The organism is Xylanibacter rodentium (assembly GCF_013166575.1).
Taxonomy (GTDB): domain Bacteria; phylum Bacteroidota; class Bacteroidia; order Bacteroidales; family Bacteroidaceae; genus Prevotella; species Prevotella rodentium.
In genome coordinates this window covers 18395-40013 of sequence record NZ_JABKKE010000001.1, presented here as the reverse complement: position 1 = coordinate 40013, position 21619 = coordinate 18395, and the positions used below count along the sequence as shown (strand labels likewise).

Below are 21619 nucleotides of genomic sequence, written 5' to 3'. Positions count from 1 at the left end.
AGCCGACAAACGTCATCAAAAGCGAATGTCGCAAGAAAAAAATGAAATATTCATTGCTTCTGTCAAAGTCAGTACGATTCTTTTTCGTTAGGGAAATCACCGTTCTTGACATCTTCAATATAATGCCCAATGGCTTCTGTCATTATCGAGTTCAGGTTTGCATACCGACGGAGAAAGCGCGGGCTGAAGCCCTGGGTCATACCTAACATGTCAGCTACAACAAGAACCTGTCCGTCCGTACCGTTACCGGCACCGATACCTATAGTCGGTATGGAGATTTCCTTTGTGACCTTTGTTGCCAATATTGCCGGCACTTTCTCCAATACAAGTCCGAAACATCCGGCCTCGTCAAGAGCTTTGGCGTCGCTTATCAGTTTCTCAGCCTCTGCCTCGTCCTTGGCCCGTACGGCATAAGTGCCAAATTTATTGATACTCTGCGGGGTGAGTCCCAAATGAGCCATAACGGGTATACCTGCATCCAGGATACGGCGCACAGTGTCCAGTATTTCTACTCCGCCTTCTAATTTCAATGCATCGCATCCACTCTCTTTCATTATGCGTATTGCATTCTTTACACCATCGGTATCGCCTGTCTGGTAGCTTCCAAAGGGCATATCACAGACGACAAGTGCACGGTTTACACCACGTACGACCGAACGGGCATGGTAAATCATCTGATCTACAGTCATGGGAAGCGTAGTTGTATTGCCGGCCATTACGTTAGATGCAGAATCTCCAACGAGAATGACATCCATTCCTGCCTTGTCAACTATACCTGCCGTCGTGAAATCGTATGAAGTGAGCATTGATATTTTCTCTCCTTTACGTTTCATCTCAATGAGACGATGTGTCGTGACTTTGCGTGTGTCACTAATCAAATAACCATTCATAATTATTCTTTTATTTATTATCCTTTTGACTCTATCATTTCATTGCATTTGCTGAAAGAGATGTCTGTATAATCACTTATTACAATGTCCGAATACGGGCGGATAGCAGCGGCAGCATTTGTTGTGGACAGCCCTACAATCGTCATGCCGGCAGCCTGTCCTGATTTCAGACCGTTAAAACTGTCTTCAAACACAATGCACTCTTCTGTCCGTACGCCAAGTCTCGCAGCTGCTTTCAGATAACAATCGGGAGATGGCTTGCTTTCTGCAAAATCCTCTGCCGTAAGTATTGTATCAAACAAAGATTCAAACTCTTGATGGATAGCGTAGACACTATTCATTTTCGGAATATTAGAGCTGGTCACTACAGCCGTTTTCACACCATTATAGCGTAAGTCGGAAATGAATTTTTCAAATCCACGGATGTATTCGAATTGCATTTGTCTCTCAAAATCGTTCAGCCGTTCCGTTATAAGTTCCTGCTTGTCTTGCAATTCTCCACTAAAATATTTGTCGTAAATTTGTGTCAGTGTCTGTCCTTTAATATCTTTTGCCAGATTTGGTTTGTCAGGATGGAATTCAAGACATTGACTGCCCCAAAACTCAGTGTATTGCGGTTCGGTATCAAATACGACACCGTCCAAATCAAATAAGGCTGCTTTAAACTTTTTCATTCTGTATTCACTTTTATTTGAGTGCGCAAAATTAATAAAATTAATCAGAATAATCAAGTTTTATTTTGTATTTAGACCTATTTATCATATATTTGCATTTTGTGTAAAGATAATATAAACAATATAGTTTCTTTCTAAAGATATAACAAATAAACCATTTAATGTATATGCAGCAAATTTTGAAGTATTTCCCCAACATTACTGAACAACAAAAAAAGCAATTTGAAAATCTCGACAGTCTATATCGTGATTGGAATTCAAAAATCAATGTAATATCACGTAAAGACATCGACAACTTATACGAGCATCATGTCTTGCATTCATTGGCAATAGCCAAGATGGTAAATTTCCGCAAGGGAACAAACATTCTGGATTTCGGGACAGGGGGAGGTTTTCCCGGTATACCACTGGCCATAATGTTTCCGGAATGCAGTTTCAAACTTATCGACGGCACCGGCAAAAAGATACGTGTGGCAGAAGAGATTGCCACAGCGATAGGATTGAAGAACTGCACTCCTGTCCAATTGCGTGGTGAAGAGGAAAAAGGGAAATTCGACTTTGTAGTGAGTCGTGCCGTGATGCAATTACCCGATCTCATGAAAATTGTAGGCAAGAATATATCCAGACAGCATAAAAATTCAGTGCCCAATGGTATTATATGTCTGAAAGGCGGTGATGTTCAGGAAGAAATCAGGCAATACAGGCATATTGTCGAAGTGACAGAAATAACCAACTGGTTTAAAGAACCATGGTTTAAAGAAAAACATATCATATATTTACCTGCATAACGAAACAGAAAATGTTACAGATTAAACGCTTTGTATGCAATCCGTTTCAAGAGAATTGCTATGTAGTGAGTGATGAAACGCGCGAAGCCGTCATCATAGACTGCGGCGCTTTTTATGAAGAAGAACGATGTGCTGTTGTCGATTATATCGTCAACAACATGCTAAAGCCTTGTCATCTGCTTGAAACACATGCCCATATTGACCATAACTTTGGCAACGATACGATATCCAATGAATTCGGATTGAAGCCTGAACTGCATATGAAAGATGCGTATTTGCAAGAGACACTGAAGCAACAGGCCGTTGCTTTTGCCAACATAAGCATTGGTTACGACATGCCGCCTGTCGGAAAGTTATTGATGGAAAACAATGATATAAAGTTCGGCACACATCTCTTTAGAGTATTGTCCACCCCGGGACATACTCCGGGGTCCGTGTTTTATTATTGTGAAGAGGAAAATGTTGCGTTCTCCGGCGATACGCTTTTCAATATGAGTATAGGCCGTACGGACTTGGAATCAGGCAGCTATAACGATATCATGAATAGTCTCAGGCGTATACAGGAACAGCTTCCTGACGAAACAACAATATTGCCTGGCCATGGTGCCCAAACAACAATGGAAAAAGAAAAACAATGGAATCCGTATCTCAACCGGCATTAGGGTATATAAAAAAGAAAAATTGGTTGTCTCACGACAACCAACCTTTTTATTAACCTTAATAATCTAATACCATGAAAAACACGTTGCAAAGTTACAACTTTATTTGTTATATGCAATAGTTATTGCTAATATTTTACTCCGTATTAACCTTCTTTAAAGATTGAGCCGTTCCATTTAAGTGTTGTTTGATTTAAAAGAGGTTTTATTCGTGTTTTATCCTCTATGGAAAGTACCGACGGAGATATTCCAATCGTCAGAGTATTTTCACTTTCAGACAGGCTGGCATACACGACTCTCGGAGACAATAACGATAACTTTAACTTTTCAAACTCATCAATGTCCATCGTATCAGGATGGACAATGGTGCTCTCTGCATGACCTGCCATCGGATCTGGTATTGTTTTTATCTCAGTCCATTTTGATGTATAGAATCTGACTGTACTTGATTTTTGGACCGTTCCCACAGTACGGACCATACATAATATGCAATCCGCAGAATCCGGCAGCATTTTATCCGTACTCAACAATTTCATCTCTATGGATGAAGCCGGGCTAAGCGATATTCTTATATAGTCATCTGTAAGAGTTGTCATACATGTATGTTCATCAAACCCGTTAACAATATCTGCTGTCATCCCTGATTCCATAAAATCCATCATATCCAGTTTGTTGTTTTGAGAAAGATATGGCAACAGTGTATCCGGCATCTGACTGAACACATCACGCATCTTTACACCTTGAGCATAAAGATTGCCATTTGTGACAAACAATATTATTGCCAAAAAGATTTTCTTCATATTTTTATTATTTTGATAATTGCATCATCATCAATGCGCATAAGGCTGCGGTTTCAGTTCGATACCGGCTTTGTCCTAAATGGATGGAAGTATATCCGCAATCAATGGCCGTCTTTACCTCGTCGATTGAGAAATCGCCTTCCGGACCTATAAGCACGGTCACTTCGTCGGCAGGATCGACATTGCTTAATTCGTCAAAAAGAAACTTCCGCGGAATCTCGTTGTAGCAGTGGGCTATAAACTTCTTGCCTTGACGCGGACAGTTGACAAATTCCTTGAATGCCTCAATGTGATTCAGTTGGGGTTTCCATGCCTTCCTACTTTGCTTTACGGCCGAAACGACAATCTTCTCAAGTCTGTCTGTCTTTATGACCTTACGCTCTGAAAACTGACAATCAAGAAACGATATTTCATCTATTCCTATCTCCGTAGCTTTCTCCACCATCCATTCCATCCGCTCCATCATTTTAGTCGGCGCTATGGCTATACCAAGTTTTCCTGCCCATTGCGGCTTCTGAGGAATCGTGTCGGTTATCTTATACATACATTTGCGATGGGCTGCGAGCGTCACTTCAGCACAATAGAAGTTCCCTACCCCATCCATCAACATCATCTTGTCACCTTCTTTCAGCCTAAGCACACGAAGTGCGTGCAGGGCCTCGTCGTCCGGAAGTTCCGTTATTGAATCAGCATTTGGAACATAAAAGTATCTTACCTCTTTCATATCAAATAACAATGTTTTTTACAAAAGCGCCATGCTATTGTCAGCTGTTCTTTCTCTTGTCCAACTCTTCCTTCAGATGTGACGCCAGTCTATAGTTTTCAGAGTTTATGGCCTTGTCCAATTCTTCTTGCAACTTTTTTGTATCAAGAGAATTTATAGGTATTGGCATTTGCATCTGATTTTCCGAATATGGAGAACTTTGTTTCAGCATCAGTTGCTCGTCTATGAAGATAAGAGTGCCGCTTATAATGGAAAAAAGAATCGCGTCGCTAAGCCTGATACAATACTGGCTGAACGTATGCATATTGGTAATCATGGTCTTGTACTCTCCGTTTGCAATGCCGGTAATGTCTATTCTGTACGATATCTTATCATTCATTTCTGCCATCATTTGCATCATCACTTCCGGAAGAAACTTGTTTCTTACATCAATTGGTACATTTCTGATACCAATCTGAGTTTTCATCATTTCATCACAAATGATGCCCAAACAACGTTTTTTCTCCGTATCTGTGAGTCTGAGAACGACCAGGCCGTTGCATCCGGCAACCTCTGATATACCGTCAAATATAAGTTGTATGCTCTTCATCTATGCTTCTGCTTTTTTCTTCGGATGGAAAATCAGCGCAAATACAACTCCAATTATGAGAGCATATGCCGCAAATGCATACCAACATGTCGGCCACTCAACCATTCCGTTTGTATCTGTATGTGCCGTAACGTAATATTGTGCAGCAAGTGAACCGACAGTTGCTCCTATGCCGTTTGTCATAACCATGAACAGTCCTTGTGCACTTGAACGCATTGAGGTATCTGTTGTCATATCGACGTATAACGAACCGGATATATTGAAGAAATCAAAAGCAACTCCATAGATTATCATTGACAGAATGAACATCCACACTCCGGGACCGGGATTGCCGGCTCCCAGCAATCCGAACCTCAATACCCATGCAAACATTGCTATAAGCATAACATTCTTTATTCCGAAATGTTTCATGAAGAAAGTTATAAGGAGGATGCAGAACACCTCGCTCATCTGGGATATTGAATAAAGAATGTTGGAATGCTGAACTCCGAATGTATCTGCATATTCGGCTATACTGCTGAAACTTTCAAGAAACGGTGTCGCAAAGCCGTTTGTTATCTGTAGGCAAGCACCAAGCAATGCGGAGAAAATAAAGAATATTGCCATCTCTTTTTGACGAAACAGAGTAAACGCCTTCAGGCCGAACGGGTCTTTATTGTCATTTCTGTCGCTACTATTTTCTACAGGACATGATGGCAATGTAAATGTATAGCAAAAGAGAATCAGGCTTAATACGCCGGAAGTAACAAGAATGTTCTGAGTGGATTTGAAACCGGTCAAATCGACAAACCACATTGAGCAAATGAATCCTACGGTACCAAAAACACGGATTGGAGGAAATGCCTTTACTGTGTCCAAACCGGCTTTGGTCAGCGCATTATATGAAACTGAATTGGACAAGGCCAATGTCGGCATATAGAATGCGACACTGATAGTGTATAAGGAGAACAGCACCGAAAATTCAGAACTGTTGCCGGCTGTATAGCCATACCATCCGGCAGCAATCATAAATGCACCTGCCACAAGATGGCACATGCCCAACAATCGCTGGGCAGGAATCCATTTGTCCGCTATTATTCCCATTACGGCAGGCATGAATATAGAAACGATGCCCTGAACAGCAAAGAAGTAACCAATCTCCGATGCCATTCCTATTCGACTCAGATATAGTCCGATGCATGTAAGGTATGCTCCCCATACTGCGAACTCCATGAAGTTCATCAGTGCCAAACGTACTTTAAGATTCATAATTATTCTATTAAATTTTCATTCTTATAAACTCTCAGATATCCATGTTCATCTGTTTTTATTTCTACAGTACCGCCAATCCACTCTGTGCACGGCTGTTCATCTGTAAACGGATAATAACTTTTGACAATACCACCAGCAATCTCAATAATGCTTTGAGGCATTATATCTTCCCGGACTATTATCTCATTTACTGCTATTCGCCTTATCCTTTTTGGGGTCATTATGTATCGGTAACGGTGAATCTTTTCTTTTCATCACCACTTTATCGGTTTTAGGGGCGTCGACACTACTGTGTATCGGCTGTTCCGACATTGCATCTACACGTGCATGCACTGTATCTTTAGGCTCTTCAACCACTTTCTTGTGAAAACGTATCATCTGTATTCTGTCTATGAACATTAGCTTCTGTGTGTATGAACGCTCATTACCGTTGTTCAGATAGACAAACCCATTGATTGACTTAATATCATTTTTCATACATCCAGGCACCATGAGTTGCGAGAAACCTGATACAGATACGTGGTTGTAATGACTTGACACACTGTCGTTGTCATATCGGATATTGATACATATGACAGCGTCCTTTGCTCCTGCCTGATAGACAAACTCTGTCATGAAATTGAACATGAACGAATCGCCTCGTCTGAATGTAGAATCGGCCTCTATCGTAAAGTCCATCCTGTTGTATGGAGGAGTCGGCCTCAATACCGTTGCTTGTGCCCCACGCCATATATTGGCAGTATCACCATCGGCATTAAATTGAGAGTATTTTGCTATATCCCCTTCTGAAGCTCCAAGATTTATGGCACTTTTCTCCATCCGTTCCGACACTCTTTTGTATATGTCACGCAGCCTGTCTGCATGGCTGTAATAGTAAACCAGTGACGAGTCAAACTCGGCTTCTGTGACATCATACTTTCTCAACACTGCGTGATAATACAAATTCCGGTTGTATATATTAGACCTTTCAGCAGATACATTTCTGAATCCCATGGCTTGGGATATATGATAATCATATAGTATGTCCTCCATTGTATCCGGCTGTATATAATCTGACGGCACTGTCGGCTTGCATGACATTATCACAGACAACATGCAGACCCAACCGATGACATAAACGAGACGCCCCAAAGGGAATCTATTCTTCATGTTCTGTTTCTTTGTCATCTTTGTTGTCGACAATTTCTGCCGGTTGGTTCTTGAATGTGATGTGACTCAACTCAGTACGATAAAACAGCATGAGAAGTACAAATCCGACACTTATACTTGCATCGGCAAAATTGAATATCGGGCTGAAAAATATAAATTCTTCCCCTCCGACAAAGGGTATCCACTGTGGCCATGTGGTCACGATTAGCGGGAAATAAAACATATCCACCACCTTTCCCATTAGGAAAGGAGCGTAACCGGTACCGAAAGGAACAAAATAAGATGTGTAAAAATCAGACGATGCATTGAATATAAGACCATAGAACATGCAGTCAAATATGTTGCCTAATGCTCCGGCTATCACCATTGCCAAACAGACTATATAACCGAAACGGGCTTTCTTCTTTATCTGAAGATACATATAATAACCGATAGCACCTATCAGTATTATACGGAATATGGAAAGGACTGCCTTACTGCCTATCTCCATTCCATAGGCCATGCCGTTATTCTCGATAAAGCATATACGAAACCAATCCGTTATATATATGCTTTCATGGAGAGTCATGTTGGTCTTGACCCAAATCTTTATTATTTGGTCTATCAAAAGAATGGCTATAATTATGAATATAGCCATTCTTCCTTTAGTAAACACATTCTTGCTCTCTGTCATTTCTTTCTATTCTGTTTCGACTCGACACTGAGCGTGGCATGAGGTACGGCACGCAAACGCTCTTTGGGTATCAGCTTTCCTGTGATACGGTCTACACCATAGGTCTTGTTCTCTATGCGTATCAAAGCAGCTTCAAGACCCTTGATGAATTTCTGTTGCCTGCTTGCCAACTGTATCAGCTCTTCCTTGCTCTGAGTTGCACTGCCTTCCTCCAATATCTTATATGTTGGTGATGTGTCGTCAACATCATTGCCATCCTGATTCATCAGCACTCTCATCATCTGATCGTAGTCACGTCGTGCCAAAACCAGCTTTCCATTGATGATCTCTCTGAATTCCTCCAGCTCATCATCACTATAACGCACTTTTTCTATCATAACAGCTTGATTATTAAATTATTAATATTAGTTATTTCTTCTCAACCTTTATATTGACTTTCAGCCCGTCAAACTCGGTCTCTGCTCCATCATTATCTGTCAATGAGATAGAATCGGCCAAAACCTGTGTCTTGATATATTCGTCAAAAGAGTCTACAGCCCTCTTTATACGCTCGTCAACCGATATAGACACATCGATACGGTCTGTGATTTCCAATCCTGCATCCTTACGCAGATTCTGTATACGGTTTATCAGTTCACGGGCCATTCCTTCATTCTTCAACTCATCAGTGAGTTCAACCTCAAGAGCCACTGTAAGATTTCCTTCGTTGCTGACAAGCCATCCCGGAATATCCTCACTGATAATGTCCACATCAGTTGCGTCGACCACAACCTCTTCACCGTCCACATTTATGGCAATGCTTCCATTATTCTCAAGTCCGGCAATCTCTTCCTGGCTGAGAGCATCCATTACGGAAGCTACGCCTTTCATCATCTTTCCGAATTTCTTACCCATGGTTCTGAAATTGCACTTTACTTTTTTCACAAGTATATTCGAACCTTCCACGAAATCAAGTTCCTTGACATTGACCTCGTTTATAATAAGTTCCTTGACGGCCTCTATATGTCGTTTCTGCTCATCATCAGTTGCAGGAACCATTATTTTCTGAAGCGGTTGGCGCACTTTTATATTCACCTTACGGCGCAGGGCCAAGACCATAGATGTAATCTTCTGCGCCATATTCATGCGTGCCTCAAGGTCCTTGTCTATAAAGTTCTCGTCTGCTTCAGGGAATCTGGCCAGATGTACCGAACATACGTTGTCGCGTCCAGTTGCACCGACAAGGTCCATATACAAACGGTCTGAATAGAACGGAGCCATGGGAGCCAACAGTTTTGCCACTGTCTCAAGGCAGGTGTAGAGCGTCTGATATGCCGACAACTTGTCCTTACTCATTTCCTTGCCCCAGAAGCGCTTACGGTTAAGACGCACATACCAGTTTGACAAATCGTCATTTACGAAAGTCTCGATGAGACGTCCGGCACGTGTCGGATCATAACCGTGAAATTCCTTGTCGACACCCTTGACGAGCGAGTGCAATACCGAAAGAATCCACCTGTCTATTTCCGGACGTTCGTCCAGCGGAACTTCGGCCTCTGTATAGTTGAATCCGTCAACATTGGCATACAGACTGAAGAACGAATATGTATTATACAGCGTGCCGAAGAACTTGCGGCGCACTTCATCCACACCTTCCGGGTCGAACTTCAGATTGTCCCAAGGTTCTGAGTTGGTCATCATGTAGAAGCGCACGGGGTCTGCACCATACTTGTCCATCATTTCAAACGGGTCGGTGACGTTGCCCACATGCTTGCTCATCTTGTTGCCTTTGGCGTCGAGAACAAGTCCTGTGGATATCACATTCTTGAATGCCACGCTGTCGAAAACCATAGTTGCGATGGCATGGAGCGTGAAGAACCATCCCCTCGTCTGGTCAACACCTTCGTTGATAAAGTCGGCGGGGAACGCCTTTCGCCCGTCAATCATCTCTTTGTTCTCAAACGGATAATGTATCTGTGCATATGGCATCGAACCGGAATCAAACCATACGTCGATGAGATCGCTCTCACGCTTCATTGGTTTACCACTGTCGCTGACAAGTATTATGTTGTCGACATACGGGCGGTGCAGGTCTATGCGGCTGTAATTATCTTCCGAATAGTCACCGGGAACGAATCCGTTGTCCTTGAGCGGATTGCTGTCCATTACTCCGGCTGCCACCGATTTGTCTATTTCGTCATAAAGTTCCTGCATGCTGCCAATGCAGATTTCGTCACCATCTTCATTACGCCATATCGGCAGCGGTGTTCCCCAAAAGCGCGAACGCGACAGGTTCCAGTCGTTCAGATTCTCCAGCCAGTTGCCGAAACGTCCGCTGCCGGTAGATTCCGGCTGCCAATTGATAGTCTTGTTAAGTTCCACCATGCGCTCCTTTTTAGCTGTGGAACGTATGAACCAGCTGTCAAGCGGATAGTAGAGCACAGGCTTGTCCGTACGCCAGCAGTGCGGATAGTTGTGCACGTGTTTCTCTATGCGCAGAGCCGTGCCGGCCTGTTTCATCTCCATGCAGATTATGATGTTCAGGTCTTCAGCCTTGTTGGCAGCATTCTCGTCATATTTTCCGTTGACGGTAAACTCCGGTTTATATGCGTTTTTCACGAAATCTCCCGCATGAGTACCGTATGATTTGTCGACACACCGCTTGACGAACTCACCGTCAAGTTCATCCATCTCGTAGTATTTTCCCTCCAGATCGACCATCGGGCGTGTTTCGCCCTTCTTGTTGACAAGGTACAATGGCGGGATATGTGCGGCATTGGCAACCTTGGCGTCATCGGCTCCGAATGTAGGTGCTATATGGACGATTCCTGTTCCGTCCTCGGTAGTGACGTAGTCACCGGGGATTACACGGAATGCAAGTTCGCCGAGTTCCACGAAACGGTCCTTCCCATTCTCGCAACAGAAGACTTTCTCCGGATGTGTCTCTGCGTATTCACGGACATATGGCGCCGCATTGTCATCCAGCTTCTGGCATGGAGCCACCCATGGCATCAGTTGCGAATATGCCATCCCGACGAGTTCGGAACCGGTATATCTGCCAACAACGCGATACGGTACAGTCTTCTCGCCGTGCTTGTATGCACTCATGGCAAGTTCTTTTCCTTCGGGCTTAAGATAACTTTCCAGACAGTCCTCGGCCATTATCACGGTTATCGGTTCGTCGGTATACGGATTGTACGTCTGCACAGCCACATACGTGAAACGAGGACCAACACACAGGGCTGTATTCGATGGCAACGTCCATGGTGTCGTTGTCCACGCCGCAAAATACGGTGTGCCCCATTCCGTCCACTCAGCTTTTGGGTCGGCAATCTTGAACAATGCCGTCACCGTGGTATCTTTCACGTCGCGGTAGCATCCCGGTTGGTTCAGCTCGTGCGAGCTTAGTCCGGTTCCGGCTGCGGGCGAATAAGGCTGGATGGTATATCCCTTGTAAAGCAAGCCTTTGCCATACAACTGCTTCAACAGCCACCACAGTGTCTCAATATACTTGTTGTCGTAAGTGATATAGGGGTGGTCGAGATCTACGAAATAGCCCATCTGCTCGGTCAGTGCGCGCCACTCTGCCGTAAACTTCATCACGTTTTCGCGACACTTGCGGTTGTAGTCTTCAACCGATATATATTTATCGGAATCGTGATTGTCTATATCTGCCTTTGTTATTCCAAGTTCTTTCTCAACGCCAAGTTCCACCGGAAGCCCGTGAGTGTCCCAACCTGCCTTTCGGTGTACTTGATATCCTTTCATCGTCTTGTAACGGTTGAAAGTGTCTTTTATGGAGCGTGCAAGCACATGGTGGATTCCCGGATGACCATTGGCAGAAGGAGGTCCCTCGAAGAAAACGAACTGGGGACATCCCTCTCTATCATCAACAGACTTGTGGAACACGTCATTTTCGGTCCACTTCTCAAGTATCTCCTTGTTAACTTGAGTCAAATTCAAACCATTATGCTCGGCAAACTTCTCAGCCATATTATTTGTTCTTGATTATTATTCCTTATTATATAGTGCGCAAAGGTAATTATTTTTTTTAAGCCAACATAATAAATTGACTATTTTTAATAGCTTATCCTTGCTGCATCTCTCTCAACAGTCCTTTCTGACGCTCGCTCAGCCCCGTCGGGAGCTTGACATTATAGGTTATGATAAGGTCGCCATAGGTGCCGTCTCCTCTGTCATACCCCTTGCCTCTCACACGAACTTTAGTGCCGTTTTGCGTTTCCGGCTTCACTTTAAGCCTTATTCTGGCCCCGTTGCTGGGCTGAATCATTATTTCACCTCCGAGCAACGCCGTATATATATCGATGCTTACGGTGGCATTCATGTCGCCGGTATCTCTACGCGAACCGCCGAAACCTGTCCTGTCGCCGCCACGTGTACGTCCGCGGCCTGACCCGCCGAAGAGTTGTTCGAAAAACGAACTGAACCCGCCACCGGAACTTCCGAAACCGGAAAAATCGAAACCCTCGAACGGAGAACCTCCTCCCGAATATCCGTAAGCACCGTTGCCTGCACCTCCGAAAGCATCTGCATTGCGCCACTGCTCGCCATATCTGTCGTACTTGCTTCGCTTGTCTGGATCGCCTATAACATCATATGCTTCGGTAAGCGCTTGAAACTTCGCTTTTGCCTTAGGGTCGTCAGGGTGCAGATCGGGATGAAACTGTTTTGCACGTTTCAGATAAGCGCGCTTCACATCTTTCTGAGGGATGTCCTTATCCACTCCAAGAATCTTATAATAGTCTATAAATGCCATATCAGTTGTTATTTGAAATTTATTTGTATCAAGCAAAAAATATGCCTGACAGGCAATCTGTGACAACAAACAGGCGTTTTAACGTAAGTTTGAAAATCGTTCAATGATGTTTATGCAGCTATGCGGACGTACTTCTCCCTACATATGCCGGCATGTTGTTCGGGCCGGCATATTGATATGATTACGATCCATATTACACATGGCCATAAAAGCAAGCCCATGCGACCTTATATCTTAAAAAGTGTTGTCATGTAGGGATTATTCTGAAAAAAACGGATTTCATTTTTATCAAAATAGAAAATAAACAAGGACATTCCTGTCTTATTTCTGCACGTTTTTGACCTCATAACACTACAAAACCAGCCTTTTGGCATTCCCATTCGGGCCGTTTCGTCGTGCAATATAGGCCATATTGAAATGCAATATGGCCTATATTGCACGACGAAACGGCCCTCTCTGCTTTCTTTAAAGGCCTTAAAATCATAAAGCACTGACAGTCAATACGTTCTATTTTCACCAAAACGGGCCGTTTTCAGAACCTTGTATGGAAATGGCGTCCGCGACAGCGCTTAACATACGTTAAAGTAAAGAAAGTTCCAAGTACGTGAAGATAAACATTAAATATTGTTTATGTCTACATATCCGTGCATCACAGCATACACGGTAAGGGCGGACACACTCTTTATATTCAGCTTTTCCATGATATTTTTGCGATGTGTGACCACTGTGGCCAATCCGATGTTGAGCTTCTCGGCTATCTCTTTGTTGATATATCCACGTACGATGTATGTCATCACTTCCACTTCGCGGTCTGACAATATGCCCGCCCCGGACGGTCCGGATGCCGGCGGCAGGTTGCGTCCGTGTGCGTGGGCACTCTGTTCAAGGGCAAGCAATGACTTGACAAGATTGCGCTCGGGAACATTGATGCAAAGACAATGAAACTGGAAAAGGCGTGAAGAATCGAGCGACGGACTGAGAACGATGGTCTTGTTGCGGCGCTCATCAAAAAACGAACGGTACTTCAAGAGAATGTCCATCGAAACAAAATAGTGGTAATAAGAATCGGGACTGTTTGCTTCAAGCTCGGCAAACGACCCGAAACCGTCAACCGACATTATCGGCATTATATCCTGTAAAATAGCTTTCAACCCTAATACTGCGAGAGTATTAGGGTCGATTATAGCTATTTTAGGCTGATATTGCCTCATAACAAACTCATGAAAGGAATCCGAGGAGTGTTCCGGCTGCAACGGCAGAACCGATGACTCCTGCAACGTTAGGACCCATGGCATGCATCAACAGGAAGTTGTGACGGTCGTACTCCAGTCCGAGGTTGTTGCTGATACGGGCACTCATGGGAACGGCCGAAACGCCGGCATTTCCTATGAGAGGATTCAGTTTCTTGCCTTCAGGCAGGAACAAGTTCATCAGTTTCACAAACAGCACACCGCTTGCCGTAGCAACAGCAAAGGCACAAGCACCGACGGCGAAGATGAACAAAGTGTTGATGGTCAGGAATTCGCTGGCCTGTGTAGAGCAACCTACGGTCAGTCCGAGCAACATCACAATGACATCATTGAGTGCAGAGCCGGCAGTCTTGGCCAGACGGGTGGTCTTGCCGGACTCTTTCAGCAAATTACCGAAAAACAGCATACCCAAAAGAGGAAGGCCGGAAGGCACAAGGAATGTCGTAAGCAGCAATCCTATTATAGGAAAGAGTATGCGCTCTGTCTGGCTCACCTGGCGTGCAGGTTTCATTCGGATTACGCGCTCTTTCTTCGTTGTAAGCAGACGCATCAACGGTGGCTGTATCAGCGGAACCAGTGCCATGTACGAATAGGCACACACGGCTATGGCTCCCATTAGATTGGGACAAAGTTTTGACGAAAGGAAGATGGCGGTGGGACCGTCGGCTCCGCCGATGATGGCGATACCGGCAGCCTGATTCGGCTCGAATCCGAGGGCCAAAGCCACCATGTATGCTCCGAATATGCCAAACTGGGCTGCGGCTCCGATTAGCACGAGTTTGGGGTTGGCTATCAGTGCGGAGAAGTCGGTCATGGCTCCGATTCCAAGGAATACCAACGGCGGATACCATCCCATGCGCACACCCTGATAGAATATGTTCAGTACGGAATTGTCCTCATAAAGACCTATTTCCAGACCGGCATCCGTGCGGAACGGGATGTTTCCGAGAATGATACCGAGTCCGATGGGGATAAGCAACAATGGTTCGAAATCTTTCTTTATCGCCAGATATATGAGGACTGCTCCGACAACAATCATGGCTATATTGCCTGCAGTGGCGTTGGCAAAGCCAGTATAGGTAAGAAACTCGTTGAAGTTCTCAACCAAGAAATTTGTAAATCCCATAATGATATCAAGCTATAGTGAGCAATGTTGCACCTTCCATTACCGAATCACCCTGATTGACAGATATTGAGGTTACTGTACCTGCCGTATCGGTCTCGATGTTGTTCTGCATCTTCATGGCTTCGAGCACCACTACGCAGTCGCCCACGTTCACCTTGTCGCCCACCTTCACGTTTATTGATGTGATTGTTCCGGGCAACGGAGCCTTGACAGCGGTGCCGCCGGCTTCCGGCGTTGCAGTCTTGGGCTGTTCCGTGACAGAATGTGTCGTAGTGGTTTTAGACATGTTGCTTGACGATGGTCTGGGGGCTTCAACTTTGGTGCGTGTAATGATATGCGAAGGATTGATGGGCTGCTTCAGTTCCACTTCAAATGAAATGCCATTTACATTAACCTTTGCAAGATTGCCTTCCATCTCTTCTATTTCGACATCATAATCTATGCCTTGTACCTTATACTGAAATTTATTCTGATTCATATTCTTTATTTTTTATTGTTTTATTGGGAATAAATACTATTCACTGAAATGTCTTCTACTCATGAAACTGTGTCATCTGGATATACTCAACGTTCCAGTCGGTATGCTTCGGCTTTATTGTTATCACACCGCTTTCCATATCGTGCACATTGTTCTGATATTGTTTGATGGCCATGGCGATGACGGCAATATAGATTTCCTTGTCAATACCTTTTGACTTCAAACCGTCCTGGAGTATGATGCTGGTCTTGTTTCCGATTTCCATTGCCTTTTCAACTGTCTTCACACCGGCTTTAAGCGGCTGTACACCCGCTACTTTCTTTGCCGTAGAACGGTGATGCATAAGCCATCCGAAAAATGTAAAGAACAAAAACAGCATGGCCAGACATGCAAATACTATACTCATTGCAAGCACCGATATACCGAATCCGTAAGGATCGTCACGCTTCAACTTTGCAACTTTCGTCTCGCTCGCCTGAATAAAGTTTGATATGCCCGGTGTAACTGCATCTACGGGCTTTATCTGCCACAGTCGGGCTCCGTCCTTAACACGGGCATATGACTGGTTTGCTCCAAGTGGCGGCACGGTGACTGAGTCAACAAGGTCTGTGGCATTGCCACTGAACAGTCCTATCCATGTAGGCTTCCCAGGGTCTATTTTCACATCAAGATGCAGGGCACCCTGAGCAGGAGTGCCGTTGCAAAACAGTAGCAAATGCTGGCGTGCGCCAAGATTTGTACGTGGTTCTCCGTTAGGAATGATGCTCATACGCTTCACACGCTCAGGAACACTAATCTTCTTGTCGAGTACGGAACGGTCGGTGGTAAGATACATGCCACGGATATTGTACGTAGTATACGATACATTGGCTATCTCGACCCAAGCCTCACACTTTCCGTATTCGTCCTGCAAGTTGGCTGTGTTGTCGGTCATCACTTCGTTCAATCTGATGCTTTTCTCCATCTGACCGAACATCGCCGACGAACCTGTCAACAACAATGTGCCCAACAGTAATCCGAATTTCTTCATTTGGTGTAGTCTATTATTGTTATATATAATTTGTTTATGGTAAAAAACAGGGCGCAACCCCTATCCTATTATCCTCCACAGAAGAATAGGATGATGAGTTGCGCTGTAAGAATCCTCAAAAACATGCTCAGCGGATATACCGTAGAGTAACCTATTGCCGGAGCTTCCTTGGAACATAGCTGATTGGCATAAGCCAATGCCGGCGGATCCGTATAGGTACCGGCTATCATTCCCATAATAGTGAAGTAGTTGAACCGATACTTCAGTCTGGCTATCGTGCCGACGATAAGAATCGGTATCACAGTTATCAGGAATCCTGTATATACATATTTCAAACCGTCTCCCTGCACCACAGTGTCCCAAAAGCCGGCACCGGCCTTTATTCCCACACTCGCAAGGAAAAGCACCAGGCCTATTTCACGAAGCATCATATTTGCACTTGTGGTTGTATATGTAACCAAATGTATTTTATATCCGTAACGGCCGATGAGAATAGCTATTATAAGCGGACCTCCAGCAATACCGAGTTTCAGAGGGACTGGCATGCCGGGGATGGCAATGGGCAGACTCCCGAAGATGATTCCCATTATTATACCAAGGAATATCGTGGCAATGTTGGGAGCTTCAAGGCGCTTGATGGAATTGCCCAACACATGCGAGACATGGTCTACGGCGTCTTCCGGACCTACAACCATCACACGGTCACCTACTTGCAGTGACAAATCGAGACTTGCAAAAAGATCCATTCCCTGACGGGTGACACGTGTAACGTTGACTCCGTGTATAGAGGAGAAGTGCATCTGACCGAGAGTTTTGCCGTTGATTGATGGCTGTGTGACAAGTATCCGCTTTGAAACAAGTGGCTGATCCTGCTTTTCCCATGCCACTTCTGTTTCCGGACCGATAAAAGCCTTTATCGGTTCGGCATCGGCCTCGGCGCATACGATGAACACAAAGTCGTTGAGTTCAAACACAGTATCGCGATTGGGTATGCTCACATGACCGTCATGCAATATGCGCGAGCACACAAAATCACGGTTCAGAAAATCATGGATCTGTTTCAGAGTGCGTCCTGCCAAATATGTGTTTGTTACTTTCAAGTGCATCATATGTGGCTTGACACTGGCATTCTCCTGAGCTTCACTCTTCAAACGGTGCTCTTCCTTGTCCAGTTTCACTTTGCATATATATCGTATAGCTATGGTAGCTCCGATTATTCCAAGTACACCAAGTGGATAAGCACAAGCGTATCCGGATGCAATCTGCGGCACATCGTTTGTAAACACGCTGCCAAGAGCTTCGTTGGCAGCTCCAAGTCCCGGTGTATTTGTCACGGCTCCGTAGAGTGTACCGACCATCATCGGCAGATTGTTCACATTCTCTGTGTCGAAGAATATATAGTAACATGCAAACATAATGCAGACATTGAGCAACACCATTGCCAATGAAAGCATATTAAGCGTGACTCCCCCCTTTCGGAAACTTTCGAAGAAACCTGGTCCCACTTGTAGTCCGATCATGAAAACGAAGAGGATGAGTCCGAAGTCCTGAATGAAAGTAAGAATGTTGGCAGGTGCTGTCAGCCCCAAATGACCGGCCACAATGCCGGCAAACAAAACAAACGTAACTCCAAGGGCTATGCCTCCAAACTTCACTTTTCCAAGAAGCACGCCTACAGCTATAACCATCGCATACAACAATGCAATGTGTGCGACAGAGTCGGACGCTGTAAATAGATTAATAAACCAATCCATAATCTAAATACTATATATTACTTATTATTAATGTACCTATGGAAATATTTTGCAAAATTAGATAAAATATTGCGCAAAATATAATTTTTGTGCAACTATTTTGCCTTATTCTATCTGTTTTAATAAATTTTACTATTACTCTGTATCTGCCGGTCTGATTGAATGGAATGGGCTGTTGCTGAGATTGGGTGACGGTGAAGTAGTGACGTATGGATATAAAAACGGATATTCTATTATGATGAAACGGCCGATGTCTGCATCGGATGTCATGAAAACCTTATGCTTCCTCAAAATTAGAATATCCGCTTTTACAGATGATAAAACACTTCAATGGAATATCACTCATCGAATATCAAAACTCTAAATACGCGGACCAAATATTTTGGAACCCACACGCACCATGGTGCTACGGCAGTCCATGGCTATATGATAGTCGTCGCTCATACCCCATGAACGTTCACGGAAAGCCTCATTGTCTGCAAAGTATTGCTGCTTGATTTCATCGAACAACGCTGCCGCCTGTTCAAATTCTGAACGTATCTGATTCTCATCATCTACATTGGAGGCCATCGTCATCAGCCCGCAAATCCGTACATGGTCAAGCTCACGCCACTGTCCGGCATCCAGCATCCGTCGGCATTCGTCAGGAAGGAAGCCGTATTTTGTTTCTTCCTGAGCTACGCGAATCTCAAGCAACACATCGATAATACGTTCATATTTCGCTGCCTGCCTGTCGATTTCCTTAAGAAGTTTAAAGGAATCTACGGAGTCTATCATTGAGATATACGGAACGATATATTTAACCTTGTTGGTCTGCAAGTGTCCGATGAAGTGCCATCGTATATCTTTTGGCAACGTCCTGTACTTTTCTGTCAACTCGCGTTCGTGACTTTCTCCGAACACTCGTTGTCCTTCCATATATGCAGCCTTGATATGTTCATCGGGATGATATTTGCTTACGGCAACCAACTCGACACCTGGACGCAGAGAATCCGACACGTCATGGATGTTCCGTCGTATATCGTATTCCATAGAAAAGTTCATTGGGTTATTGTTCGTACTCAGGTTTGTCTTCCGCGTCTTTCTTTTTATACTCAAACACATCCATAAGCTGGGTCTCAGCCACCGATGCTATAACATAATCTATCATGGTACCGTTCATGACCGATCCGATATTGTTGACCGCTCCATTAAGTGTCCCGGCATTGACGAGATAGTTTACTGTCGAACGTTTTTCTTTGCTGGACTTCTCGTCTATTGTAATAAACTGCAGCTTTGCCTTATACCAACGGTCTGCCATATCCTCGTCACTGAAGAAAATTTCTTTATAAACAGCTTTTTTAATGTCTGCCACTTCGAACTCTCCACTTATATACGATGACATTTCCTCCATTATACGCTGCTCGGCCTCGGTGAAGCTGAGTGCATCTACTGTATATGCCTCTGTCACTTTCTTTTGCATTCCGTCTTCCATTGTTTTCTCATAACGGATTTTGCATTCAAACCATTCTGCTGTTCTACTTCTCATTTGCTATTAATAATTAATTGTTGTCTGCTATTTTTGAATACCGTAAACGGGCAGTTCTTTCTTCTTCCGTTCGGTTATTTCTTCAATTATCTCTGTCGCGATACGCTGACTTCTAATCTTACTTATATGCGATTGCGACGCAAGCTCTTCCTGAGCGGCAACCAATTCATCTATAGTGGGCTGGCTTGCGGCCATGAATTTCTTTTCATTACTGCCCATATAGTCTTTGTTGTATATCTTCGACAGGATACGTTCTGCCTCACGGGAATATCTCTTGCGAAATATCTGTTCGCTTTTCTCTTCATATTCTTTCATTTTCTGTTGCCTTTCAACCGACATGAAAGAACCCGTATCCGGTTCTTCGGTCGTATCTGTTTCCATTGAATCAGACACCGGATTGTATATGGTTTCGGGGGTTGTTTGCGATATTGACTCAAATCCGACAGTGCTATCCGATGACGGCATTAGTAGAAAATAAAGTCCGACAATAAACAACGCTATGCCCGCAGCAATGGCAGAATTTATAAAAATACTTTTACGCATGCCGGCTTTCTTAATATCTTCTACCATATCTTCTACACTGTTATACCGGTCTTCTGGTATATTGTGAATGGCTTTCCGAATTACCTTATTATATGTATACGGATTTTCTGCCACTGCAAATAAATAAGAGAAGAATTTGCCTAACGAATATACATCACTTCTGGCATCCGCTGCTTCCCCATTCATAACTTCAGGAGCAATATATTCTTCATAGCCTTCATAAAATACTTTCGGAGATATTGCATTGATATAGAATGAACCATGTGATAGCAACATCACATTATTGTCTCCTTTGCGCACAAACACATTATCAGGAGAAAAGCAAAGATGATAAATCTGATGTGAATGCAGATAGGCTGTAAAGGCAAGCAAATCATCCACTAAGGTTTTTATAAATCCTGAATGTGCAACTATTGAAGGAGTGTCGCGAAGCAACTTGGCAACAGATATGAAACTGCCTTGTTCTACACAAAGCCGAATGGCATTCTCGCCTGTTTCGTCCAATATAAAATGTATCTGATGCTTATCTGTCAAATTTCTATTAACCCTGCATTCGTATCGCAAACAATCAAGCATTGTCGTGCAACCCGTAATGCATTCATTCAAGTCAACCAAATTTGAACCTCTCCCATCAGAATGCTTCCTATAAAGCACACCAATAGGTGTTTTTATTGTCTTTGCGACAGCCATGTCGCCGGAGTATACAAGTTCTCCGTAATTCATAATACATGGATTTGTTTTGGGACACAAAAGTAGTTTATTTAATTGTAAAAGGAGAATCTATATTTAAAAAAATTGTTAAGAGCAGATTCTTTATATTTCCTCTAAAGAAAAAATAATTTCTTTATTATGCCGGTGTAAAAACTCATGCTTTTTATGTACCTTTGCAATATGATTATGATATCAACCAAAGTATATTACGGGAAATAATATTGCTTCCATACATATCTTAGTTTT

General features: G+C 43.7%; 22 protein-coding genes. 2 read left to right on the top strand and 20 right to left on the bottom strand.

Annotated features, from left to right (window positions below):
• Nucleotides 1–68 precede the first annotated feature (68 nt).
• Both panB and HPS55_RS00185 read right to left on the bottom strand, forming a co-directional pair.
• Nucleotides 69–890: a 3-methyl-2-oxobutanoate hydroxymethyltransferase gene (panB, locus tag HPS55_RS00190; protein ID WP_172173264.1), complete on the bottom strand. Its 822-nt coding sequence runs from the start codon at nt 888–890 to the stop codon at nt 69–71.
• Nucleotides 891–907: 17 nt separating this feature from the next.
• Nucleotides 908–1564 carry an HAD family hydrolase gene (locus HPS55_RS00185; RefSeq protein ID WP_172173261.1) on the bottom strand — a complete coding sequence of 219 codons (657 nt, stop codon included), beginning with the start codon at nt 1562–1564 and terminating at the stop codon, nt 908–910.
• A gap of 167 nt (nt 1565–1731) precedes the next feature.
• Here HPS55_RS00185 and rsmG point away from each other — a divergent pair, with 167 nt between their 5' ends.
• Together rsmG and HPS55_RS00175 are read left to right on the top strand one after the other, a co-directional pair.
• A complete protein-coding gene (rsmG, locus tag HPS55_RS00180; RefSeq protein ID WP_172173258.1) occupies nt 1732–2352 on the top strand; it encodes a 16S rRNA (guanine(527)-N(7))-methyltransferase RsmG in 621 nt (206 codons plus the stop codon).
• Between the two features lie 11 nt (nt 2353–2363).
• Complete coding sequence (locus HPS55_RS00175) at nt 2364–3014, top strand: MBL fold metallo-hydrolase (protein WP_172173255.1); 651 nt, start codon at nt 2364–2366, stop codon at nt 3012–3014.
• A gap of 143 nt (nt 3015–3157) precedes the next feature.
• On the opposite strand, the gene HPS55_RS00170 is transcribed toward HPS55_RS00175, so the two are convergent.
• From HPS55_RS00170 to HPS55_RS00085, 18 genes are all read right to left on the bottom strand, one after another.
• Entirely contained in the window at nt 3158–3811 is a 654-nt protein-coding gene (locus tag HPS55_RS00170; protein WP_172173252.1) for a DUF3256 family protein, read from the bottom strand.
• A 7-nt stretch (nt 3812–3818) separates the two neighbouring features.
• The gene (locus tag HPS55_RS00165; RefSeq protein WP_172173249.1) at nt 3819–4535 is read right to left on the bottom strand and encodes a 16S rRNA (uracil(1498)-N(3))-methyltransferase; all 717 of its coding nucleotides are present in this window, start codon (nt 4533–4535) and stop codon (nt 3819–3821) included.
• Between the two features lie 40 nt (nt 4536–4575).
• Complete coding sequence (locus tag HPS55_RS00160) at nt 4576–5124, bottom strand: bifunctional nuclease domain-containing protein (RefSeq protein ID WP_172173246.1); 549 nt, start codon at nt 5122–5124, stop codon at nt 4576–4578.
• A complete protein-coding gene (locus tag HPS55_RS00155; RefSeq protein ID WP_172173243.1) occupies nt 5125–6372 on the bottom strand; it encodes an MFS transporter in 1248 nt (415 codons plus the stop codon).
• Between the two features lie 2 nt (nt 6373–6374).
• Nucleotides 6375–6596: a hypothetical protein gene (locus HPS55_RS00150; RefSeq protein WP_172173143.1), complete on the bottom strand. Its 222-nt coding sequence runs from the start codon at nt 6594–6596 to the stop codon at nt 6375–6377.
• On the bottom strand, nt 6559–7524 hold the full coding sequence (locus HPS55_RS00145) for a DUF4296 domain-containing protein (protein WP_172173240.1): 966 nt from the start codon (nt 7522–7524) through the stop codon (nt 6559–6561). Before HPS55_RS00145 ends, HPS55_RS00150 begins: the two co-directional genes overlap by 38 nt.
• Nucleotides 7514–8161, bottom strand: a complete 648-nt coding sequence (locus tag HPS55_RS00140; protein WP_172173237.1) for a lipoprotein signal peptidase — start codon at nt 8159–8161, stop codon at nt 7514–7516. Before HPS55_RS00140 ends, HPS55_RS00145 begins: the two co-directional genes overlap by 11 nt.
• 32 nt (nt 8162–8193) lie before the next feature.
• Nucleotides 8194–8574 carry a TraR/DksA family transcriptional regulator gene (locus tag HPS55_RS00135; protein WP_172173234.1) on the bottom strand — a complete coding sequence of 127 codons (381 nt, stop codon included), beginning with the start codon at nt 8572–8574 and terminating at the stop codon, nt 8194–8196.
• 31 nt (nt 8575–8605) lie between these two features.
• Entirely contained in the window at nt 8606–12169 is a 3564-nt protein-coding gene (gene ileS / locus HPS55_RS00130; RefSeq protein WP_172173231.1) for an isoleucine--tRNA ligase, read from the bottom strand.
• Between the two features lie 94 nt (nt 12170–12263).
• On the bottom strand, nt 12264–12953 hold the full coding sequence (locus tag HPS55_RS00125; RefSeq protein WP_172173228.1) for a DnaJ domain-containing protein: 690 nt from the start codon (nt 12951–12953) through the stop codon (nt 12264–12266).
• Nucleotides 12954–13570: 617 nt separating this feature from the next.
• A complete protein-coding gene (locus tag HPS55_RS00120; RefSeq protein ID WP_172173225.1) occupies nt 13571–14164 on the bottom strand; it encodes a response regulator transcription factor in 594 nt (197 codons plus the stop codon).
• Between the two features lie 7 nt (nt 14165–14171).
• On the bottom strand, nt 14172–15329 hold the full coding sequence (locus HPS55_RS00115) for a sodium ion-translocating decarboxylase subunit beta (protein ID WP_172173222.1): 1158 nt from the start codon (nt 15327–15329) through the stop codon (nt 14172–14174).
• A gap of 7 nt (nt 15330–15336) precedes the next feature.
• On the bottom strand, nt 15337–15807 hold the full coding sequence (locus HPS55_RS00110; RefSeq protein ID WP_172173219.1) for a biotin/lipoyl-containing protein: 471 nt from the start codon (nt 15805–15807) through the stop codon (nt 15337–15339).
• Nucleotides 15808–15862: 55 nt separating this feature from the next.
• Nucleotides 15863–16837, bottom strand: a complete 975-nt coding sequence (locus HPS55_RS00105) for an OadG family protein (protein ID WP_172173216.1) — start codon at nt 16835–16837, stop codon at nt 15863–15865.
• A gap of 68 nt (nt 16838–16905) precedes the next feature.
• Complete coding sequence (locus tag HPS55_RS00100) at nt 16906–18591, bottom strand: putative transporter (RefSeq protein ID WP_172173213.1); 1686 nt, start codon at nt 18589–18591, stop codon at nt 16906–16908.
• 360 nt (nt 18592–18951) lie between these two features.
• Entirely contained in the window at nt 18952–19623 is a 672-nt protein-coding gene (locus HPS55_RS00095; RefSeq protein WP_172173210.1) for a YggS family pyridoxal phosphate-dependent enzyme, read from the bottom strand.
• A gap of 16 nt (nt 19624–19639) precedes the next feature.
• Nucleotides 19640–20119, bottom strand: coding sequence for a DUF4494 domain-containing protein (locus tag HPS55_RS00090; RefSeq protein ID WP_172173207.1), 480 nt, complete (start codon nt 20117–20119; stop codon nt 19640–19642).
• Nucleotides 20120–20146: 27 nt separating this feature from the next.
• Nucleotides 20147–21385 (bottom strand): protein kinase domain-containing protein, encoded by a 1239-nt coding sequence (locus HPS55_RS00085; RefSeq protein ID WP_172173204.1) that lies wholly within the window; start codon nt 21383–21385, stop codon nt 20147–20149.
• Between the last annotated feature and the right edge of the window lie 234 nt (nt 21386–21619).

Coding starts and splice junctions, on each gene's coding strand:
- panB (WP_172173264.1), bottom strand. CDS start 890: ATGAATGGTTATTTGATTAGTGACACACGCAAAGTCACGACACATCGT.
- HPS55_RS00185 (WP_172173261.1), bottom strand. CDS start 1,564: ATGAAAAAGTTTAAAGCAGCCTTATTTGATTTGGACGGTGTCGTATTT.
- rsmG (WP_172173258.1), top strand. CDS start 1,732: ATGCAGCAAATTTTGAAGTATTTCCCCAACATTACTGAACAACAAAAA.
- HPS55_RS00175 (WP_172173255.1), top strand. CDS start 2,364: ATGTTACAGATTAAACGCTTTGTATGCAATCCGTTTCAAGAGAATTGC.
- HPS55_RS00170 (WP_172173252.1), bottom strand. CDS start 3,811: ATGAAGAAAATCTTTTTGGCAATAATATTGTTTGTCACAAATGGCAAT.
- HPS55_RS00165 (WP_172173249.1), bottom strand. CDS start 4,535: ATGAAAGAGGTAAGATACTTTTATGTTCCAAATGCTGATTCAATAACG.
- HPS55_RS00160 (WP_172173246.1), bottom strand. CDS start 5,124: ATGAAGAGCATACAACTTATATTTGACGGTATATCAGAGGTTGCCGGA.
- HPS55_RS00155 (WP_172173243.1), bottom strand. CDS start 6,372: ATGAATCTTAAAGTACGTTTGGCACTGATGAACTTCATGGAGTTCGCA.
- HPS55_RS00150 (WP_172173143.1), bottom strand. CDS start 6,596: ATGACCCCAAAAAGGATAAGGCGAATAGCAGTAAATGAGATAATAGTC.
- HPS55_RS00145 (WP_172173240.1), bottom strand. CDS start 7,524: ATGAAGAATAGATTCCCTTTGGGGCGTCTCGTTTATGTCATCGGTTGG.
- HPS55_RS00140 (WP_172173237.1), bottom strand. CDS start 8,161: ATGGCTATATTCATAATTATAGCCATTCTTTTGATAGACCAAATAATA.
- HPS55_RS00135 (WP_172173234.1), bottom strand. CDS start 8,574: ATGATAGAAAAAGTGCGTTATAGTGATGATGAGCTGGAGGAATTCAGA.
- ileS (WP_172173231.1), bottom strand. CDS start 12,169: ATGGCTGAGAAGTTTGCCGAGCATAATGGTTTGAATTTGACTCAAGTT.
- HPS55_RS00125 (WP_172173228.1), bottom strand. CDS start 12,953: ATGGCATTTATAGACTATTATAAGATTCTTGGAGTGGATAAGGACATC.
- HPS55_RS00120 (WP_172173225.1), bottom strand. CDS start 14,164: ATGAGGCAATATCAGCCTAAAATAGCTATAATCGACCCTAATACTCTC.
- HPS55_RS00115 (WP_172173222.1), bottom strand. CDS start 15,329: ATGGGATTTACAAATTTCTTGGTTGAGAACTTCAACGAGTTTCTTACC.
- HPS55_RS00110 (WP_172173219.1), bottom strand. CDS start 15,807: ATGAATCAGAATAAATTTCAGTATAAGGTACAAGGCATAGATTATGAT.
- HPS55_RS00105 (WP_172173216.1), bottom strand. CDS start 16,837: ATGAAGAAATTCGGATTACTGTTGGGCACATTGTTGTTGACAGGTTCG.
- HPS55_RS00100 (WP_172173213.1), bottom strand. CDS start 18,591: ATGGATTGGTTTATTAATCTATTTACAGCGTCCGACTCTGTCGCACAC.
- HPS55_RS00095 (WP_172173210.1), bottom strand. CDS start 19,623: ATGGAATACGATATACGACGGAACATCCATGACGTGTCGGATTCTCTG.
- HPS55_RS00090 (WP_172173207.1), bottom strand. CDS start 20,119: ATGAGAAGTAGAACAGCAGAATGGTTTGAATGCAAAATCCGTTATGAG.
- HPS55_RS00085 (WP_172173204.1), bottom strand. CDS start 21,385: ATGAATTACGGAGAACTTGTATACTCCGGCGACATGGCTGTCGCAAAG.